Source organism: Hyunsoonleella rubra, from assembly GCF_042684665.1.
Lineage (GTDB): Bacteria > Bacteroidota > Bacteroidia > Flavobacteriales > Flavobacteriaceae > Jejuia > Jejuia rubra.
In genome coordinates, this window is record NZ_JBHULY010000014.1 from 26,476 (window position 1) to 46,677 (window position 20,202).

At 38.6% G+C, this 20,202-nt stretch carries 13 protein-coding genes; 9 read left to right on the forward strand and 4 right to left on the reverse strand.

The genetic code is table 11. The features are described 5' to 3' along the window. Window positions 1–214 precede the first annotated feature (214 nt). Together ACFSR8_RS07680 and ACFSR8_RS07685 are read right to left on the reverse strand one after the other, a co-directional pair. Entirely contained in the window at window positions 215–5,095 is a 4,881-nt protein-coding gene (locus ACFSR8_RS07680) for a LamG-like jellyroll fold domain-containing protein (RefSeq protein WP_380290698.1), read from the reverse strand. A gap of 655 nt (window positions 5,096–5,750) precedes the next feature. Beyond that, a complete protein-coding gene (locus ACFSR8_RS07685; protein WP_380290700.1) occupies window positions 5,751–7,067 on the reverse strand; it encodes a hypothetical protein in 1,317 nt (438 codons plus the stop codon). Between the two features lie 659 nt (window positions 7,068–7,726). Between ACFSR8_RS07685 and ACFSR8_RS07690 the strand changes: the two genes are divergently transcribed. The 9 genes from ACFSR8_RS07690 (at window position 7,727) to ACFSR8_RS07730 (ending at window position 18,529) form a co-directional block, all read left to right on the forward strand. Further along, window positions 7,727–8,386, forward strand: coding sequence for a tRNA1(Val) (adenine(37)-N6)-methyltransferase (locus tag ACFSR8_RS07690; protein WP_380290702.1), 660 nt, complete (start codon window positions 7,727–7,729; stop codon window positions 8,384–8,386). Between the two features lie 168 nt (window positions 8,387–8,554). Beyond that, on the forward strand, window positions 8,555–9,733 hold the full coding sequence (locus ACFSR8_RS07695; RefSeq protein WP_380290704.1) for an acyl-CoA dehydrogenase family protein: 1,179 nt from the start codon (window positions 8,555–8,557) through the stop codon (window positions 9,731–9,733). 21 nt (window positions 9,734–9,754) lie between these two features. Next, entirely contained in the window at window positions 9,755–10,438 is a 684-nt protein-coding gene (locus ACFSR8_RS07700) for a hypothetical protein (RefSeq protein ID WP_380290706.1), read from the forward strand. A 189-nt stretch (window positions 10,439–10,627) separates the two neighbouring features. Continuing rightward, complete coding sequence (locus ACFSR8_RS07705; protein WP_380290708.1) at window positions 10,628–14,086, forward strand: hypothetical protein; 3,459 nt, start codon at window positions 10,628–10,630, stop codon at window positions 14,084–14,086. Window positions 14,087–14,193: 107 nt separating this feature from the next. Continuing rightward, window positions 14,194–14,568, forward strand: coding sequence for a hypothetical protein (locus ACFSR8_RS07710; protein ID WP_380290710.1), 375 nt, complete (start codon window positions 14,194–14,196; stop codon window positions 14,566–14,568). 201 nt (window positions 14,569–14,769) lie between these two features. Further along, window positions 14,770–15,807, forward strand: a complete 1,038-nt coding sequence (locus ACFSR8_RS07715) for a transporter (protein WP_380290712.1) — start codon at window positions 14,770–14,772, stop codon at window positions 15,805–15,807. A gap of 207 nt (window positions 15,808–16,014) precedes the next feature. Continuing rightward, complete coding sequence (locus ACFSR8_RS07720) at window positions 16,015–16,788, forward strand: SGNH/GDSL hydrolase family protein (RefSeq protein ID WP_380290714.1); 774 nt, start codon at window positions 16,015–16,017, stop codon at window positions 16,786–16,788. 32 nt (window positions 16,789–16,820) lie between these two features. Next, entirely contained in the window at window positions 16,821–17,720 is a 900-nt protein-coding gene (locus ACFSR8_RS07725; RefSeq protein ID WP_380290716.1) for a serine/threonine protein phosphatase, read from the forward strand. Then, window positions 17,717–18,529 (forward strand): DUF1853 family protein, encoded by an 813-nt coding sequence (locus ACFSR8_RS07730; RefSeq protein WP_380290718.1) that lies wholly within the window; start codon window positions 17,717–17,719, stop codon window positions 18,527–18,529. The genes ACFSR8_RS07725 and ACFSR8_RS07730 overlap by 4 nt, the downstream gene beginning before the upstream one ends. A 134-nt stretch (window positions 18,530–18,663) precedes the next feature. Here ACFSR8_RS07730 and ACFSR8_RS07735 read toward each other — a convergent pair whose 3' ends face one another. Next, window positions 18,664–19,413: a uroporphyrinogen-III synthase gene (locus tag ACFSR8_RS07735; protein WP_380290720.1), complete on the reverse strand. Its 750-nt coding sequence runs from the start codon at window positions 19,411–19,413 to the stop codon at window positions 18,664–18,666. Between the two features lie 14 nt (window positions 19,414–19,427). Beyond that, the gene (locus ACFSR8_RS07740) at window positions 19,428–20,075 is read right to left on the reverse strand and encodes a DUF4271 domain-containing protein (RefSeq protein ID WP_380290722.1); all 648 of its coding nucleotides are present in this window, start codon (window positions 20,073–20,075) and stop codon (window positions 19,428–19,430) included. Window positions 20,076–20,202 lie beyond the last annotated feature (127 nt).

Genomic DNA, 20,202 nt, shown 5'->3' on the forward strand with positions numbered 1-20,202 from the left:
TAGACTCACCATAAAAGATGTCCGAAGAAAATCAAGCTCCTTTTTTAAATGATGTGATTTCGACCTAAGAATTTAAATTTTATGGGGCTTTTAATGAGAAGCGCTTTAAAAAACCGAATCCATCAAGTAGAATTTACATTAAAGGATAGCATAAGAACAATTAGTCGCTTATTCGCACGCGCCCCCTTTGTTCTGCCAAATTACGATCCTTTTTCTATTCTAAAATTAACTTCTTACTTAGTGTACCCTGTGCGGTTTTTACGTTTAAAATGTAAACGCCTGAATTGACATTTATTGGCATTTTGAAGTTATTCGAGGAAACGTTTTGTTCCAAAATTTGTTGGCCCATTATATTTGAGAGCGAAGCGCCTAAGGCCTCGGCTTTTGAAATCAGGTTTACTTTTAGTACCGATGCCTCTCTATCAAAATAAGTTTCCAATTTACCCTGTGCGGATTGAACTCCATCAATTGACAATTGAGATTGGCCTGCAAATACCAGTTTAAATCGATCATTATATGTACCGGCCTCCAAATACACCTCAAAGGGTTCGTTTTCAATGTTAAAGACTTCACCAGTTTCAGTATCTTCAATATGGACAGCAACATCGCTATTTTCTTTAAACTCCATACTCATTTTTGCAATTCCGGCTTCTTTAACCTTTACTCCCAAGTCATATTTTTGTGCTTGTTCAAATCCATCTACTCCCTGAATCACAAACCTGCTATCATTAATCAACCAATACATGTCTTCAATACCAACATCCAGCATAAAAGCATCATAACCTAAATCGAAATCTAAAGATGCATTTGGATCAGCGCCCAAAACCAATTGCCTATGGTAGCCTTGCGGAGAACTATAAATCAATTTTATCATCGGTTTTTCTACTCCTGTATCTGCAATTTGTTTACTTCCTTTTTTTGAGCCAGGTTTTGTAAAAAGCGATGTACTCCCATCTTCCCTGGCGAAAATCCGCTGGCTATTTTTGAAGACAATATCACCACCATCAACCGTAAGTATTGGGGTACCGTTATCGTTATCAAATCCGTCCAACGCCGTGGATACGAAAAACCCCTGATTTACGGGAATATATTCCCCCGGAACTTTTGTCCCCGTTGCGGCTCCTCCACCGTCAGATGTGTTATTGATTCGAGCATCATTAGAAATAGCGGCCGCACCACCAGTTAAATTTCGAGTAGCATAGCCCCCTACATATTCTTTTAAAACATGAGAATTCTCCTCACCGAAATGATCCCAAAAATATAATGCGCCATTAAAAATTGTTCCGTTGGTATTAGTACCTCCGTCAGCAATACTTAAGTTATCCAATATAAATTCTGTTGCATCTATGGCGGAAGGATATGGGTTACCAATTAAGCGATCAACTTCTCCCGATGAATTATCCAACTCAAGCGTGATATCCCCATTGTACGGTAAGCCTTCAAAAACATAGTTTTGGGGCGTAGTTATTGCAACCGTGCCTGATGTCCCCTTCATAGTGAATCCTTCGCCAGGTAGTAAAGCCGTGTTTTCATCAATCTTCTCCCATGCAAAATAATTGTCGGCTTCACCGTAAAATTTATATAGCCAATGCGAACTAATGGTTCTGGCAAATCCTGGTGGTGGCGGAGTCCCATCACTTGCAGTTGCAGAAGTACTGTAAGTCAAATCTTGGTAAAGTCCTGAAATGGTCCCGTCATTTAAAAAGCCAACCATGTTATTATTTGCGTTAGATGCCGAAATTCCAGTACCTCTAGTAGCGGTATTTCCTGTAATTGGGCCAACGGATGATGACCAATAATTATAGTTAAAGCCATTTGCCGTACCCTGTTGGTCCCGCTCAATATAACCACCACTATCGGCATCAATTATGCTTATATCTGTTTGTATGAGTTGTGATTCTCCTACCAAATCAATTACGCCATCAATTTCCAAATAGTGGCTAACTGTTAATGCCTGACCTGAATTGGTTTCATTTTGAGTTTCAATAGGATCGGCGATGGTTAATTTTCCTGCGGTTTGGGTGAGTCCCAGAACCGAAATATCCCTGTCTCCCGAGGTAATGTTATGTCCAATTTCAACAATATTCCAGTCCACTACTGTGGAACCATCCAAACTTGTTGTATTTGGAACGACTTGATCGGCATTATTACTCCATGTAGTTGCTGTATCCCAAGTCCCATCATTTGCCGAAATATAAGGCGCAGGAATGGTTTGCGCATCAGTCATGGATTTGTCTTTATCCAAATATTTCAATCTCAAGAAGTATCTAGCGTCTGTCAAACCTTCGGTAGTTGAGCCGTAGAATGAATTAAAGTCATAATAGGCCCGTAAATGAGACCATTGAATAGCAGCAACTTCATTACTGGCACTGGCTTGGGGAATAATTTTACCTGTAACGTAATCAGTACCCGAAATATCAAAACGCTCCACTTCTTGATTCATAAGATATCTAATTTGGTCTTCAGAAAGCCCACAATCCCAAACATAAATTTCATCAATTTCTCCCAAAAACGGATTGAGTATATTGTTTTTATTAACGTAAACCGCACCAACAGAAAAGTTATTGTAGTTTGGTGAAGGGTGCACAACATCCTGCTCGGATTTATCTAAAACGCCATCCACATACAAGAAAATAGTACCACTATTATACACAAATGTAATTTGGTGCCATTTGCCGTCATTAATTTGAACATTAGATGTAAACCGTGGGGTAACGGCATCATCCATCATCACCTCAATTTCCTCATTGCCGTTCAATCTCAATTGTAATTTTTCGCCTTTGGCCATTATAGTTCTTGTTCCGGACGTTGTCGTATTTTTTATCCATGCGGAAATGGTGAAGTCATCAACGTTTAGGTTTAGATCGTACTCGCCTACCATATAGTCGCCCGAACCAATACTTACTGCCCTGTCATTTGAATACTTGCCGGCCTTGCCGAAAGTAAAATATTTTGTTCCATCAAAATCGTACCAAGTTTGTAGATTTCCCGAGCCATCATCTTTTAAGGGAATCACATCGATAATATCAGCGTTGGCGAACGTATCCGCATCTGCGACGACTAGCACATATTCCTCGTCTGCTCCTAAAGTGAAACCACTAAAGGCTCCCGATGGAATGCTAAGGAAAACGTTGCCAACGTCACTTGTAACCTCAGTAGATTCAATAATTTTCCACTGGCGCAATACTCTGGTTAAAGAAGTAGTAATTCCAGAACTTATAGTAATAGTGTTTGAGCCACTTGCCGTATAGGCTAAATCATTTGAACCCCAAACCAAAAAGTCGCCATCATTTTCAAACTCATGAATATTAGCACTATTGGTAGTTGAAATACCATTTAGGCCTACAGTCACTTCGTTGAGCATATTCAACGTTTTAGATTGCTTTTGATTCAAATCAGAAATAGAATCCCTACCAATTCCTGCCACATGATAATTATAACCGGCATTTGCGGTAATGTCCCAAACTTTTGTGTCAAAGGAATTGATATAGTCCTTTTGGGCCTCAGTTGAAGCACCTAAAGTCAGGCCATATTTAATGGCCAAGTAGGATTCTATTTTTTGACGATCTGCATCTGTAACGCGTTCAGCAAAAGTGAAAATTTCAGCTACCCTTCCATTTAAACTTCCTTGGACATCAAAATTACGACCTATCCAATATTCAGTACCTAAAATTGGAGGGCCAGGTGAGCCCACGTTCGCAAAAGCAATATCATTAACGGAATTGGTAGACAAAACCACAGAATTATATAATATATCCTGTCCGGTGGGCGAAGTTGCCGAGTTGTTTCTAACATTAATAATCCCCGCATTAGCATAGGTAGAACTAATTTCTGCCTCGCCATTATAACTACCGCCACCAGCTACGTCCTGATTGTAGGACAGTGTTTCATTAGTAAATTCTGAAGAATAATCCCCAAAGCCTACACCTGTGATATCCCCGGCATTTCCGGAGGATGTTCCCGCAAAAATCGTGTTTCTGGCGGATGCGTTTGTCATCGTAGCATCGGGAATCATCACTATAAATATGTCCTGACTATAAAAGCCATTGGTGGCATTGTATAAATATTGCTCCGTTGCACCACCGTCATTTTCAAATTTTATTACAGGGTTAAAGTTTATATTGTCCGCTGCTGTATCTAAATACGTTGGTTGATTGGTGCCAGTTGGCTGAATGGCATCTTTGCCATTCGTCCCTAAATCTTGCCATTCTGAAACTTTTGATGCGGTATCAACAATACCTCTTGTAGATTTTAACCAGAGCCTAAAATCGGCGGTAATACCTCCCGGACCTGGAATATTCTCGTTAAACATCTCGGCCTCAACTACAAATGTGAATGTGGTGTTATCTGAATTCCCAATGCTTATGGTAGCAGATTGCGTTCCAGTACCAGCCACTGGAGCGGTAAATGTTACGTCAAAAACAATGAAAAAGAATGGATCCAAACCATTAAATGGAATGGGGTACGGGGATGATACAGCAAAATCTGAATTTGAGCTTGTAATTGTGGATATATCCAAATCACAGCTTCCAATATTGGCGATAGCATATCGCCTTACCTCCACATTACCTTCATCTACAATACCAAAATAAGTACCGTTTGTATCAGAAGTAGCAGTGTCACCATGCATGATATCGGCAAATGGACTCCCACCCAAAACATATATTTCCGGGGCGGAATTCACCTCTACCGTAAAGGTAAAATCCGCTTGGTTTTTGATTTCAATAGTTACTAAAGTACTTGTAGTTGTGCAATTAGGACTTATATTCTCAATTTCAAAATCAAGGTATTTTTTCCAGTTTTTACAGCCTTGAGACCGAACAGTTCTTTTCGGATTATTTGGGCTAATATCAAAATCGGTAGTATTTGAAATATCAACATCTTGTACTTTTAACTTCGTACATCCAGCAGATGTATTCGTAATTCTAAAGTCAATGGTATTTCCTGCATTGATCGTAACAGTTGAGCCTTGGGTCACCACCGCTCCTCCCAGCACTTCTACTTGTATTGTCTGAGCATTTGCAATGCAAATCCCAAACAAAAAGACGCAGATTACGGTTAAGATAGGAGAGCAAAAATTGTACTTTTTTTTCATAATTAAGAATTTGGGGTTGGAAAATTCCTAATCAACATTATCGATAAAAAGCAAATTTACTCGACAAACGTACAATTTTAGTTTCAATTTCGCAAGAAAAAGTCCATTAAATCGCATAAAATATTGAAATTATAAATCTGAAATGCCTACTTTTCCATTTTTGTTGACACTCTTTTCCCTACTTAAAACAAAAATTTCAAATTACATAGCAACTGATCAAATCCTATTACAAATGACTGATATCCAATTATTTATGTAGGATTTAGCCTTTATTCATGAAATATATTGTTGTAGGGTTTCGTGCCTTCGGTTTTTATCACGTTAAACCATCTTCACGCTAAGACAAAAACTACAGACGGTAAAGTTTTAGCTTTGAATGATGTTGAAGTTTCAGCAAAAAAGCCCAAAAAGATGACTTTCTCGGACTCTTTAGGTTATTTTTAAATTGAATTTATACAAAATGGACAAACTTTCTTTTCGCGCGACTGGTCTTCAAGAATTGAACCAGAACAAGGTAGCTTCAGTAGAAGTGCTTACTGGAAATGACGGTGCCCATTGGGATCCTCTAGGTGGTATTGGTTTGGTTGAGATTACCCAGAAAGCTATTCAATGCATCCAGCCCATTTTTAACCGTGCATTTTACACTTCAAATGAATTATTCAAAATCTTTTATAAAAGTCACCCAAATATCCCAATTACCCATATTGTTTGCCACATCGCCGTCCGTTGACACTGAACTCCCAACAACTACCAAATTATCGTCACTATCCAATATAGCCCCAGAAGCTCCATCATGATCACTACCCCCAATAGTAATTTCATCTAAGACCGTAAATGCAGACGACAGCCTCAAAATCCATACATCAGAGGAGGCAAAGGCATTACTGGCTGTAATTAAATGTGAGTTTGTATCACCTATCAAAAGTAACTCGCCATTGCCTTTTTCTATTAGTCTACTGGCATAATCCATCCCCACACCACCAAAGCTGGCTTGATTAGCAATATTGAAGTTACTATCTATTGTAAACAACCATACATCCTGTACGCCTTTATTTTGCTGGATAATATCTTGATCGGAACCGGAACTGGCACTTAGTACAACAATTTGTCCATTACTAAGTTTATGAAGTCTTGCGGCGCCGTCGTTTTCAGAAGAACCGAATGTTTTACTGGTCAGCAACTGACCCTGTGAATTTACCCTAAGCAACAGCACATCGCTTTCACTAGTAGTGACAATACTGCCATTATTACTGGGAATTTCAACGGACAAAGAGCCCCCTATCAAAAAATCACCGTTGCTATCTTCCATAATTGAAGACAACCCTTCATCACTGTCAACCTCACCGAAAGTTTTGGACCAAACCAAATCACCTCCCGCATCAATTCTGATTACCAAAATATCCGTTTTAGTATCTAAAATACTTGCAGGCAGAGGCTCTGTTAGCTTACTACCGGCAATAACAATATCGCCATTGGAAGCCTCAATCATATCCATGGTTGTGTCCGTAATATAATTGAAGTTGAACGTATTCTCCCAAAGGATTTCACCGGAATCATTTATTTTAACGGCATATACGTCTAAGTCTAAATCATTGCCAGTAACTTCGGTAAAACCAGTTGCAACGTAATTGCCATCTTTCGTTTTAATAATCCTCTCAAATCCACCTACACCGCTTGTTCCCAATCTTTTCTCCCAAATTACGTTCAGGTTTTTATCTATTGCAATAAGATAAGGGCGTTCGTCATTTGCCACGCCACATATTATATAGCCGTTATTGGTGGCTATAATGTCAATTCCAAACTCATCGTCCACACTACTTAAACTTACTTGGTCAACAAGTGCTAAACCTGAATGGTTCTCTTCAGTTTTTTCTTCCTTTTCTTCACTTGCAACATCATTTTTGCTACAGTTAAAAAAGCTCATTAATACAAGCCAAATAATGGCACAGGTTTTAATTTTAAAATTTTTCATTTTTATGGTAGTTTAATAGGCTGAGTTTACTCTTGTCCTTTCTTCGTTATTTAGTTTATAGGGATAATTATCATTTTAAGTTCAAACTCATCGGAACACGAATTTTTAACATAAATATCTTTTCGTAAGGATTGCTTTGCTTCAACCAAAAGCCAGTACTAAAATTGAAAGTGCTAGAAATAAAATCATTGGTTTCATGACATCGATTTAATGGATTACACTTACACATCGGAGAAGGTTTTGAAATGTCATCAAAAAAAGTTCAACACAATTCATAGTATCTATAAGTAACCTGGAAAGACCTACTCATTTTTTGACATTTTCAATCGTAACAAAAGAGAAAAATCAAACCATTAGTTCGATACGATTATAATTCCCCATTTACTTGATGCAAATGCCAAAATATTGTATTTCTCAGCTTACGGCATCTAAAAAATAACACCTGTTTAATTAGCAGAAACAACGTTTGTAGATGAACCTTACTATCCTGCGCCCAGACCTGATGTTCGGTTTTAAAAATTCACTTTTTGTGTAAATCTCAAAATAGTATCTTCGGACTTTAAACTTTTTACTATATTTTTAAAAGTAAGCTTGCCTATTCAATGAAAAACGCTACGTTTCAGTTCAAAAATTTTAAAGTCGATCAAGATAAATGTGCTATGAAAATTGGCACTGATGCAGTACTACTGGGTGCATGGACTTCCATTGAAAAACAACCCTTTTCCATTCTGGATATTGGAGCTGGAACGGGTATCCTAGCCTTGATGTTGGCACAACGCAGTATTGCGCAAGTGATTGACGCCTTAGAAATAGACAGTGATGCCTATGAACAGTGTGTTGAAAACTTTGAGCAATCACCTTGGGGAGACCGACTATTTTGCTATCATGCCTCTTTAGAAGAGTTTACCAATGAAATTGACGACAAGTACGATTTAATTGTATCTAACCCTCCATTTTATCTGGAAGGTTATAAAACAAGGAACGAAAAACGGGACTTGGCAAGGTTTCAAGATGCCATGCCTTTTGAGCATCTTTTGGAAAGTGTATCCGAATTATTATCCGAAAATGGTAAATTTTGCGTTATTGTGCCGTTCGAAGAAGAAGACAGATTTATTCAATTGGCTAAAACAACAAGGCTTTTCCCTAGCAGAATTCTAAATGTAAAGGGAAATGCAACTTCAAATTTTAAAAGAAGTTTGATGGAGTTCTCATTTCAAAAAACAACGATATCCAACAACACGTTGATAATAGAAACGGAACGCCATCAATACACGGAGGACTACATCAATCTGACAAAGGATTTTTATTTGAAGATGTAACATACTCAAATTTCAAATCCCAATTCCAATAGCGATCGAGACAAAAGCCAAACTCCAAAGCCTCTTGTTTCCTGTTGGCTGTTTTTTGATTAAACATTTCTCAGTAAAAACTATTTTTGGCAAACTATTTTCAATAAATTTGCAATAAAACTGAATAATATATAATTTATGAAACCCGATTTGTTCGAAGCCCCGGATTATTACAATTTAGATGAATTACTTTCAGACGAACATAAATTAGTACGAGATTCTGCCCGTGAATGGGTAAAACGGAATGTTTCTCCCATTATTGAAGACTATGCCCAAAAGGCAGAATTCCCCAAACAAATTATTGGCGGTTTGGCTGAAATCGGAGCTTTTGGCCCTTATATTCCGATGGAATATGGCGGGGCAGGTTTGGACCAAATTAGTTATGGCCTGATTATGCAGGAAATTGAGCGGGGCGATTCCGGGATTCGCTCGACAGCCTCTGTGCAATCTTCATTAGTGATGTATCCTATTTGGAAATACGGCAGTGAGGCACAATGCAAAAAATACCTACCGAAACTGGCCAGCGGAGAATGGATCGGTTGTTTCGGCCTCACAGAGCCAGACCACGGGAGCAACCCCGGAGGCATGACGACCAACTTTAAGGATAAAGGCGACCACTTTCTTTTGAATGGTGCCAAGCTATGGATCAGCAATGCACCCTTTGCCCAAGTAGCTGTAGTATGGGCAAAAAATGAAGAAGGTCGCATTCACGGATTGATCGTGGAACGAGGCATGGAAGGATTTACTACTCCTGAAACCCATAATAAATGGTCCCTTCGGGCATCGGCAACTGGAGAATTGATTTTTGATAATGTTAAAGTACCAAAAGAAAACTTATTACCCAATAAATCAGGGTTAGGCGCACCTTTGGGCTGTTTAGATTCCGCACGCTACGGTATTGCTTGGGGCGCCATTGGTGCTGCCATGGATTGCTACGACACCGCACTGCGATATAGCAAGGAGCGCACGCAGTTTGGCAAACCCATTGGGCAATTCCAATTGCAACAAAAAAAACTGGCCGAAATGATTACCGAAATCACCAAGGCGCAATTGTTGGCATGGCGACTCGGGGTTTTAAGAAACGAAGGCAAAGCTACCTCGGCACAAATCTCCATGGCAAAACGCAACAATGTTGAAATGGCCATAAACATAGCTCGGGAGGCACGACAAATTTTAGGTGGTATGGGCATAACTGGAGAATATTCCATCATGCGCCATATGATGAATTTAGAAAGCGTCATAACCTATGAAGGCACTCATGATATTCATTTACTAATTACGGGATTGGATGTAACGGGTTTGAATGGGTTTAAGTAAATTAGCACAAAGAAACCATTGATGAAAAAAATTGTTATTGTCCTAATCACCTTTCTCACATTCCAATTTTCATTTTCCCAAAAAAAAGAATTTGAAAATGTAAGCCTCGACAAACTTATCACCGAAACGCAATATTCCAGTGACTCTACAGAATCCATTGATCTAATTTGGTGGATTCCTACAGAATATTGGAATGTGGTGTTTTCTCAGGATAAAACAGTCTCCAAATCAGAAAGTGAAGCCATCATAAATCTTCTAAAAAATTATGTGACCATAATTGCCGTAAAAGGAAAAGTAGGGTTGTTTGGCGGTGTCACCTATGCTTCGAAAGATTCCATTCAATCCTCTTTAAAAGTCAAATTCAAAACCGAAGAACTTCAGCTTGAGAACGAAAAAAACTACGATCCAGATTTGCTCAATTTTTTATCACTTATAAAACCTATGATGAGTAATATGCTCGGTCCTATGGGTGAGAATATGCAAGTTTTTCTATTCAAAAATCCCGGTTTTAAAAAAATTCTTCCGGTTGACCCGTACAGTTCTGAAAATCTTTATTTTTCTCTTGGTGATTTTGAAAATGTAGTCGAATTGCCATTAGGTTCTTTGTTAAAGGAAAAAGTCTGCAAGGAATGTAACAAAATGCTAAACGGAAAATGGTCCTACTGTCCGTATGATGGAACTGAGCTAAGTTTGGCCGATAATTAGGTTAACATTTTGAACCGTCCTTAGGTATTATCTCATTAGTTGGTTAAGATTATTCCCCATATTCACTACATCGTTGTAGCAAAAATAATCCCAGCAACATGACTTTTGACATGTTTTTTTAGGCATCGTAATTCTAAATTTGCTTTGAATATGAATGTATTCACTTATCATTCAATAGTTTAAAGCATCATGAAAGAATCAAGAAAAGACATTATTCAATTTATCAATCTGCAATTAGCGTCATTAGGCCAACCCACTTTTAAAGATAAACCAGACAGTAGAGAAAAATTTTTAGATCCGAAGTTTGAGGAATTAACCGGTGGACTCATCAAAAGCTTGAAGGAGAAATCCCGATTGCTGTCCAGCCATCATTCCCCTGTGGATAAGAGGATCCAAAGCTTTATTGACGATTACCTTAAGGAAATTGATATTAAAAAACCGATTATGGTGCCCAACCACACCCTCATCCTAACTAAAAAAGGACAGGCACGGGAAATTAGTTTGCCCCCAGATGGCAATCTCTTTAAAAGTGATTTGGTAACGTCCAACCGCATAAAGCAGGGAGTTTTGAATAACCCGCTTCACGATAAAAGAACCACAAAAGGAACGTTCCATATTGTAGAAGGCACCTTACCTGTGCCTTTGGATAAAAAAGAAGTACCGAAAGTGGTATTCGCCCACTTTTTAAATGCCGCATTTAACCCACCAGAGGACTTAAAAGTATTGCCCTTCACCTCCAGTCAGGAAGACAAAGCCAAGGTAATAGTATCCATGATGCTAAGGCCAACGGTTTGCCCAGAAGTAAAGGGTATCGTTCCTAAAAAATCCTTGGAAGTGCGCTTTTTTGTTCCAGGGAATTTGGTAAGTAATCTTGATTTTGTGGAAAATATTTTTGGTAATGCGGGAGACCCAAACCTTGCCCAAAACGATGCCGCACTGGATCCTGAACATTGGACAGGCCATACCGGGTGTATCGTTTTAGCGCCTCATTTAAAAGAATTGAAAAAGAAAGATTTGGGCTTACCTCATTATGATGATGCCACCGAAAGACAACGTAAAGATGGCATGTGCTGGACAGATGAAAATGAGCTTTACAATGACGGTGGTGCGTTTAAAATCACTTGCAGGGATGACCGAGGTGTAGTCATTACTTTGATAGCGGACAACTATTACGGCTATTCCAAAAAGGAAATCAAAACGCAAATCAGCTATTCAGCCAACCTTTACGGATCATTGGAAGAAGAGCATGCCGGTGGCGCCATTGCCTACGCAAGACGTATTATGGGGGATACCGTAAACGGCGTGGATTATTCAAGGTATTACGGATTGACCCACACCTTTGAGGAGGTAAAAACACTATTAGCAGACAGGATTACTGTTATGCCTGAAAACTATGCGGTGGACAATAAATATCCAAATATCATTTATATCCCCGAGACGTCCTATTTCAATATTAACAAAAACAATATTACATGGGAATACAAGGGCAAAACCCAGAAATTGACGTTATCGCCTTTTAAAACTTATGTGCATCCAACTGGTAATAAGCTCAGATTGGAAAAACACCCAAAGATTAACTTGTGGCGTATGGTGGAAACCTTTCCAGAAGGTGTGTTTTGCCACAAACCGTGTACCGTGTCTGGAGGTGGTAAATCAGAGATTTCCAAGTCCATGCAAAATGCAATCACATATAGCAACTTTAACCTTCAAAATATTGAAGAAGATTTCAAAAAAGCTGAGGAAATTATTGAGTTCAACTACTCTACCCGTTGGAAGGACAAAGACCCCAACCGTCCAAAATCAAGATCCTTCTTAAGTGAAAAAAGAACTCTTGGTTCGGTGGTGAAATTGTTAACGCCGTCCGACGAAAACTCCGATGAATTCAACGCTTGGCTAGAAGGCATTCCGGTTCATGTGCGTTCGTTAGTTCTATTCATAAAACGCTTGTACAGACAGGCACATGGTGCCACCCTTAACTGGAAGGACATGATGTCGGTAGAAATTGTCAATGGCGTTCAGGGGACTTCATTACGATACAACAATAACCCTGTTATGGGTAGTTATGTGCGCATTGGGTTCAATCAGCAAGGCAACTGGATGTTAAATAAGTTGCGTTCGGATTTCTCGGCAAGTGAAAAGATACAAACCGAGGACGATATTTCGGCTTCAATCACATTACCAAGAAACCAGTTTAAAAACCTGAACCCAGAGTACAGCAATCCTAGTGTAAAAGTATTGATAAACTGTGAAGCCCACTTGTTCCAAAGACCAGATGAGGCCATCGTTAGGGGTTACGACAAAGGTGCGGAATTGGATATCATTTCAGACGGTAGATTTTTGACCAATTACCAAATGTTAACCAAGGACGATGCCATTGCCATCTATGAGGACACCATTAATTTTGACAAGTACACTCAACCGGTTAAGGATTTTATCCTGGATATTATTAATAAGGATGACGACGATATCCAATTTGTGCTACCGTCCCACCCAAGGATTATTGAGGATGGCCTACCAACCAAAAACCCGCGTTATTTGGAGCCAAACAGATTCTATAACGAAAATGAAGCATCCTACGTTTCTGATATCGGGGTACGTTTGCGCAGAAGAATTAAGGCCGAAAATCCTGTGATCCATGTGGTAAATGCAGTTCTACCAGGCAGAAGAAACAACCCAGTGGATAAAAAGGCGGGCATTAGACCATTAGCAGTTTACAACCCGATCCACTATCAGGAAACCCCTGAGTTGTTTATGGATTTTGTTTGTAGTTTAACTGGTAAATCGCCGTCCACTACGGGAGCTGGTTCCGAGGGTGCGTTAACCAAGGCACCGTTTAACATGTTAACACCAACAACGGATCTGAACAACGCCTTATTATCTCATATTTTGACTGAATCTAATGGATTTAGTACTGCAGCCGGCTATGTTGGAGCTGAAAACAGAATTGACCACGACGTAAGTTTATTGATTCCTGAAATTTGGGCCAGAATGACTCCCGAGGACAGGGATCCTAAAAACCTGATTGCGAATGGCTCCTTAGAAAAACTAGAAGATTTTGAATACAAAGGCAAGAAAATTTTAGCAAGCCGCCTAGGTTATAGAATTACCAGAAAATTTGACCTGTATTGTTTGAATCGTATATTCGACGAACCTACCGCAGTGTTTAGCGAACGCATGTTGAAACCGGAACTTCAGGGCATGGAGGACTATGTGGATGGCATCAACAACATCACTGAGGCGCAACAGAAAGTAGCACTGAATTATTTTGAAGATGGAAGTGTTAATGCGGCCATTCCTCCGCTACAAATCCTGTTGCATATCATGGCCTATGGTCATTATGAAGGCAAAGATATAAGCGACCCAGAATTGCGTAAATTCTTTGACAGGGATTATGTGCTCAAAAGTGATTGGTACAAAGAACGACTGAAATTAAAACAACAAAAGGACATTCGTTTTTACGATGCTCAAATCAGCTATTTGGAAGATTTTATTTCAAATTCAGATAACGAGGAACTGGTTGCCGAGATGAATATCAAAGATAGATTGAAATCGGTAAAGGCGCTTTATAAAGAGGCAAAATCAGATACCTATCTTGAAAGCTTAATTGGGACTATTGGAGCCGATCCTTTGTTTAAAAAAGCAAGCTAATTGAGTTAGTAATATTGTTTTTAATGTGAGGAAAAAATCCGGGCAATTTAGCTCGGATTTTTTTGTTTCAAAGTGAACAACGGGTATATTTGCCAAAACTTGATTTTTTGCACAAACTAACTGCCATTTTTTTTGTAATGCTGTACATGCTTGCCATGCTAAGGCCAGTGCAACCTTATGTGGAATACGTACTTAACCAAGACTATATTGCTGAATTTTTATGTATTAACAAGGACAAACCTAAACTACAATGTAACGGGAAGTGTTATTTGGCAAAACAACTTGAAAAACAGCAAGAGCAAGAACCGTTTTCTTCGCTTTCCATTTCCTTGGAAAACTATCCCATTGGGTTTGTTGAGATTTTGAATATTGACGTTTCAATTGGTATCGCCCAAAGTGAAAAACCAACAAACACCCCTTATCAAAAATTATATTATTTCGATTATAATTATTCTGCATTTCAACCCCCGGACATAGTGTAATTACATCTTTCGGATTTTTCTTTTGCGTTAGCGATAGAAGCGACATCCTTTTTTGATAATCCAAATTTATTATGCATCTCCTGCACATAAAGCTAGCGGAGGTGGTATTGATACGACCTTGGTTTAATTTTCAAAAAAGATACAGCGGATAGCACGACCCTTGTGGTAACGCCCAAATAATTAAACTTATATATTTTACAAATGAAACAACTATTTTATGTTGCGATACTTTGCGTCGCATCCACATTTTCATACGCTCAACATGAACACCACAATCACGACGAAGAATCAACGCAATGGTCTTCCGGCCGACCCGATGGTCATGCGCCAATATCAGTAATGGGAGACCATACACATCATAAAGGAGGAATAATGTTTTCTTACCGGTATATGACCATGGACATGCGGCAATTAAGATCGGGGACCGACGATGCCACAACCGCAAATGCCCATGCCAATTATATGGTTGCACCAGTTGATATGATAATGAACATGCACATGTTAGGTGCTATGTATGCTCCATCTGATAAAATTACCATTATGGCCATGGCCAATTATTTGGAAAACGACATGAATCTGCAAATGCGAAATGGCAACCAGTTTTCTACCAGCACCTCGGGTTTTGGTGACGTTATGGTGAGTGCGCTGTATAGCATTTTCAATAAGAATAGAAAAGCGATGCACGCGCAATTGGGCATCAACATTCCTACTGGCAGTATTGAAGCGATGGATGTTACACCAATGTCAATGGGCAATGAAGTGCAATTGCCTTACCCAATGCAATTAGGTACAGGGTCATTCGGCGCAAAATTAGGCTTGACGTATTTAGGTCAATCCGATAAATTTTCTTGGGGACATCAGCTAACCGGAATGATAAATTTCAATGACAATGACCAAGATTATAAATTTGGAAACCAATATCGATTTAATAACTGGATTGGTGCCAAAGCTGGTGAAAACCTCAGTGTTTCCATAAGACTGGAAGGCGTGGTTATCGATGAGATTGATGGCGCGAGTTCATTATTGAACCCTATGATGGTGACTACGGCCGATGTTGCAAACTCAGGAGGCACGTTTATCAATTCTGGATTTGGCGTAAACTACATGATTAAAAATGGCGGTTTGAAAGGTTTACGTTTTGCCAGTGAAATCAGTACACCTTTGTATCAAGATTTAAATGGCATTCAATTAAAGCAAAATTATAATTTGATGTTTGGATTGCAGTACGCCATGCACTAAACCTCCTTTTTGCTCCAAGTTAAGAAAAAGCTGCCTAAAAAGTAATTATTCCTGTCTGTTCGAGCGCAGTCGAGAACTCCAACCTACTCAATATTAATGGAGGTTTCGACTGCGCTCAACCTGACAAAGCCATTTCTTTAGCTTTCTAGGCAGCTTCTTCTATAAATTTTATCCTCTCAGGTCAAAATCGTATCTTTAAACAAAAAGATGAAATTGAATTATAATTTGCTATTCATAGGCATAGGATTCTTTGTGTGGCTTGCGTGTTCTTCAAATGCGGAGTTAAATATCGATGATGAAACCCAAATGGAAATTGATGATATGGGTGAAACTATAGAAGACAATGAAATAGAACCCTCTTTAAAAGACACCATAAAAATCCTTTCCCTAGGAGATAGCTACACCATCGGGCAAAGCGTTTGCGACTCTTGCCGATTTCCTGCACAATTAAGGGACAGCTTAAATAAAAGGATAGATTCTACAGATAAGTTCGAGCTCGAAATTATCGCTACCACAGGATGGACAACTACGAATCTCATAAATGCAATAGCTAGTGAAAATCCTTCAAGCGACTTTGATTTGGTAACACTTTTAATTGGCGTGAATAATGAATTTCGAAAAAAACCATTTTCACTGTACGAAACCGAATTTCCACAATTGGTAAATACAGCGATTAAAAAAGCTAAAGGAGACAAAAGCAACCTTATTGTTGTTTCTATCCCGGATTATGCGTTCACACCCTTCGGAAATGGAAATACAGAGATTTCAACCAGACTGGACGCCTACAACAATTTTGCTGAACAATATTGCGCCCAAAATAACATTAACTATGTTTACATCACCGATATCACTAGGCAAGGCCTTAACAGCCCGGAGCTTGTCGCCTCCGATAGGCTACATCCTTCAACCTTGGCATACACAAAATTTGTGGAACGGATCTTACCCATAGCGCTTGAAAAAATTGAGGTAGACAATAACTAATTATGCCTATATTAGCCTAAAGCGCTAAAGGTATGTTTTCCTCTAAAAAAAGACTTGATAAGGCCTATAAAAACGCTAAATTTATTGATTTTGATGATGATAGCAAGTTTATACTCTTTAGTGATTGCCACCGGGGCGACAACAGTTTTGCAGATGATTTTGCCAACAATCGTAATATCTATTTTCATGCTCTAAAACATTATTATGCAGAAGGTTTTCAGTATTGCGAATTGGGTGATGGTGACGAACTTTGGGAAAACCTGTCCTTTGAATCCATTTTAAATGCACACAAAAATGTGTACATGTTAATGAAACTGTTCCATAAGGATAGCAGACTTCACATGATTTGGGGCAACCATGATATGGTATACAGAAATCCCGATTATGTTAAAAAGCATTTATCCTCTTATTTTGACCCAAAAGTGGGCGAAGATGTGGAATTGTTTGGGGACATTACGTATCACGAAGGCATTGTGCTAAAACATTGCAGAACAGGACAGGAATTGTTTTTAACCCACGGGCATCAAGCGGATTGGTGGAACTACCTCTTCTGGAAGTGGAGCCGTTTTATGGTTCGAATTCTTTGGAAACCCCTCAACGTTATGGGTATTGCCGACCCCACAAGCCCCGCTAAAAACTACAAAGAGTTGATTAAAGTGGAACGCCGCACCAAAAAATGGATATCGGACAACAACAATCTATTAACCATTGCTGGACATACCCACCGCCCCCGTTTCCCGGAACCCGGGGATATTGCTTTTTTTAACGATGGTAGTTGTGTGCACCCTAGAAGTATTACAGGTTTGGAAATTGAAAACGGCGCTATTTCCTTGATTAAGTGGCAAATTGCGACCAAAGATGATGGGACTTTGCAGATTGTTAGGGTGTTGTTGGAGGGGCCGAGGAAGTTGGAGGATTATAGAACAGAGTGAAATTTAAGTTGACCAAACTCCAAAAAAGATACGAAGGTTTTTTACGCACCCCTCTTTTGTGGTTTGGTAATGCTGCCTATAATTTGTGGCAATTTGAAATAACTACATCTTCTCAAAAAATTGATATTGCTGTTGACAGCGCTCTTCGCCTGGGTAAATATGTGGAACGTTTAGTTTCCTTTCAACTTCAACAAAACAAGAATATTTCTGTTTTAGCTGAAAATGTTCAGGTTCAAGAAAATAAAACGACTCTAGGAGAATTGGACTGTTTGCTTTTAAAAGACGGCAAACCCATTCATCTGGAAGTGATCTATAAATTTTATCTGTATGATTCATCGGTTGGCACTACTGAAATTGAACATTTCGTTGGCCCTAACCGAAAAGATTCTTTGATCCAAAAGCTAACGAAGCTTAAAGAAAAGCAACTACCTCTCCTCTATTCTGAAACCTGCAAACCATATCTTAAAAACCTCAACTTAAAATCAGAAGACATTATTCAACGGGTTTATTTTAAGGCCCAATTGTTTTTGCCTTATTGCAGTCAAAACATTCAATTGAATGCCTTAAACCTAGATTGTATCTACGGATTTTATATCACCCAAAATGAACTCGATACTTTTGAAAATTGCAAATTCTATATTCCTTCTAAAAAAGATTGGTTGATTATACCTCATCCCAATGTGGATTGGATAAACTTTAAAGAATTAAGAGATATAACGAATGAACTTCTTGAGCAGAAGTATTCTTGTCTTTTTTGGTTGAAACATAAAAGTGGTGTAATAGAAAAAGTGTTTTGGGTGTGGTGGTAAGTCGCACGTGCTCCACATGTTAGGATTTAGTTAGTGGAAGCAAAATTCCTTTTAGGTAAGGAACAAAAGAATTAAAATAAAAAGAGGGGTAAATTAAAAATCCACCCCTCTTTTTATGCTATATTTTCATGAAACTACTTCCCCTTATTGACCTTCTCAATATACTTTTCCAAAGCCATGGTCATAGATGGTGTTTCGGGTGTTGGCGCCGCAATATCCACGCGTAAGCCTTTCTCCTCAACGGCTTTTATGGTTGTATTTCCAAATACCGCAATGCGCGTATCGTTTTGCTGAAAATCCGGGAAATTCTGAAACAAAGATTCAATACCCGATGGGCTAAAGAACACTAATACATCGTAATACACATTTGCCAAATCCGAAAGATCGCTTACTACAGTTCTATAAAAAGTAGCCTGTTTCCAGTTTACGCCAAGGGCGTCCAAAGTCTCCAGAATTGTTGGTTTTACTTTATCGGTGTTTGGCAATAAGAATTTCTCGTCCTTGTATTTTTTGATTAATGGCGATAATTCTGCAAAAGTACGCTTGCCCACATAAATCTTGCGCTTTCTGTACACCACATACTTTTGAAGGTAGTACGCCACCGCTTCAGACTGGCAGAAATACTTCATCGTGTCCGGTACTTTAAATCGCATTTCTTCTGCGATCCTGAAAAAGTGATCCACGGCATTTCTACTGGTAAGTATAATGGCAGTATAGTCGTGCAAGTCAATTTTTTGATGCCTGATCTCTTTGGCTGAAACCCCTTCAACATGAATAAAAGGCCTAAAATCTATTTTTACTTTATTCTTCTCCTGTAAATCAAAATATGGGGAGTTCTCAATTTTAGGTTCTGGTTGAGATACTAAAATAGTCTTCACTTTCATAGGTCCAAAATAGTTTAAAAGGCACTATAAATCGAGTAAATTACTACGTATGGTGCGATTTCGAGAGCGCAAAGATACAAAATAAAATAAAATAAGTTGCTTTTTATTTCATTTTGATAGGCTTTAAATGTTGTAAATAAACCACTTATATTCACGATGAAAAGTATTCCGAAAACCGTGTATATCAAAGGAATCGTTGGTGAAAAACTAAAAATCAACAAAGCGTTGATAGGCAAGAGTAACAAACCCAAATAATTCTTATAACTGATTTTTTGAAACAAATAATCGTCAATTAAATAGTCTATTTCAAAAAGGCTTCCGATCAGGCGCTCCAAAAGCACTTTGCTCAAAATAAAAACTCCTATACCCACGATTAGCTTCACTATTAACGTTAAATCCATATAGGTTTCACCAGTAAACCCTTGAAGACAAAGGGCTAAAAAAATAGCTGAAGAAATAATGAGATTTAAGAATAAGGCACCGTCATAATAATCCAAAAACTTTTGGTCCTTGCCATAAATTTTAAGGTACTTGGAATTTCCAACAACCATTATAAACTCTCTAAAACGCTTGGGGTCAATACTTTTCGCCACAGCAATAGCTACAAGTCCAACTATCAAAAGAATAGTAAAAAGCGTATAAGACGGCACTTCCCTTAGCATGTCGTAAAATTATCATAATTATTGTTTAAGCTATGAAATATTACGAAATTTTTAAAAAAAAGAAGAGTCGAAAAATGTACATTTGCGTCAGTACGAAAACTGTAAATCGTTTTTGTGCTGGATTATC

Excerpts from the sequence above, each read along its gene's own strand:
- ACFSR8_RS07690 (WP_380290702.1), top strand. The coding sequence starts at position 7,727 with ATGAAAATTGGCACTGATGCAGTACTACTGGGTGCATGGACTTCCATT.
- ACFSR8_RS07680 (WP_380290698.1), bottom strand. The coding sequence starts at position 5,095 with ATGAAAAAAAAGTACAATTTTTGCTCTCCTATCTTAACCGTAATCTGC.
- ACFSR8_RS07705 (WP_380290708.1), top strand. The coding sequence starts at position 10,628 with ATGAAAGAATCAAGAAAAGACATTATTCAATTTATCAATCTGCAATTA.
- ACFSR8_RS07735 (WP_380290720.1), bottom strand. The coding sequence starts at position 19,413 with ATGAAAGTGAAGACTATTTTAGTATCTCAACCAGAACCTAAAATTGAG.
- ACFSR8_RS07700 (WP_380290706.1), top strand. The coding sequence starts at position 9,755 with ATGAAAAAAATTGTTATTGTCCTAATCACCTTTCTCACATTCCAATTT.
- ACFSR8_RS07725 (WP_380290716.1), top strand. The coding sequence starts at position 16,821 with ATGTTTTCCTCTAAAAAAAGACTTGATAAGGCCTATAAAAACGCTAAA.
- ACFSR8_RS07685 (WP_380290700.1), bottom strand. The coding sequence starts at position 7,067 with ATGAAAAATTTTAAAATTAAAACCTGTGCCATTATTTGGCTTGTATTA.
- ACFSR8_RS07695 (WP_380290704.1), top strand. The coding sequence starts at position 8,555 with ATGAAACCCGATTTGTTCGAAGCCCCGGATTATTACAATTTAGATGAA.
- ACFSR8_RS07715 (WP_380290712.1), top strand. The coding sequence starts at position 14,770 with ATGAAACAACTATTTTATGTTGCGATACTTTGCGTCGCATCCACATTT.
- ACFSR8_RS07740 (WP_380290722.1), bottom strand. The coding sequence starts at position 20,075 with ATGCTAAGGGAAGTGCCGTCTTATACGCTTTTTACTATTCTTTTGATA.
- ACFSR8_RS07720 (WP_380290714.1), top strand. The coding sequence starts at position 16,015 with ATGAAATTGAATTATAATTTGCTATTCATAGGCATAGGATTCTTTGTG.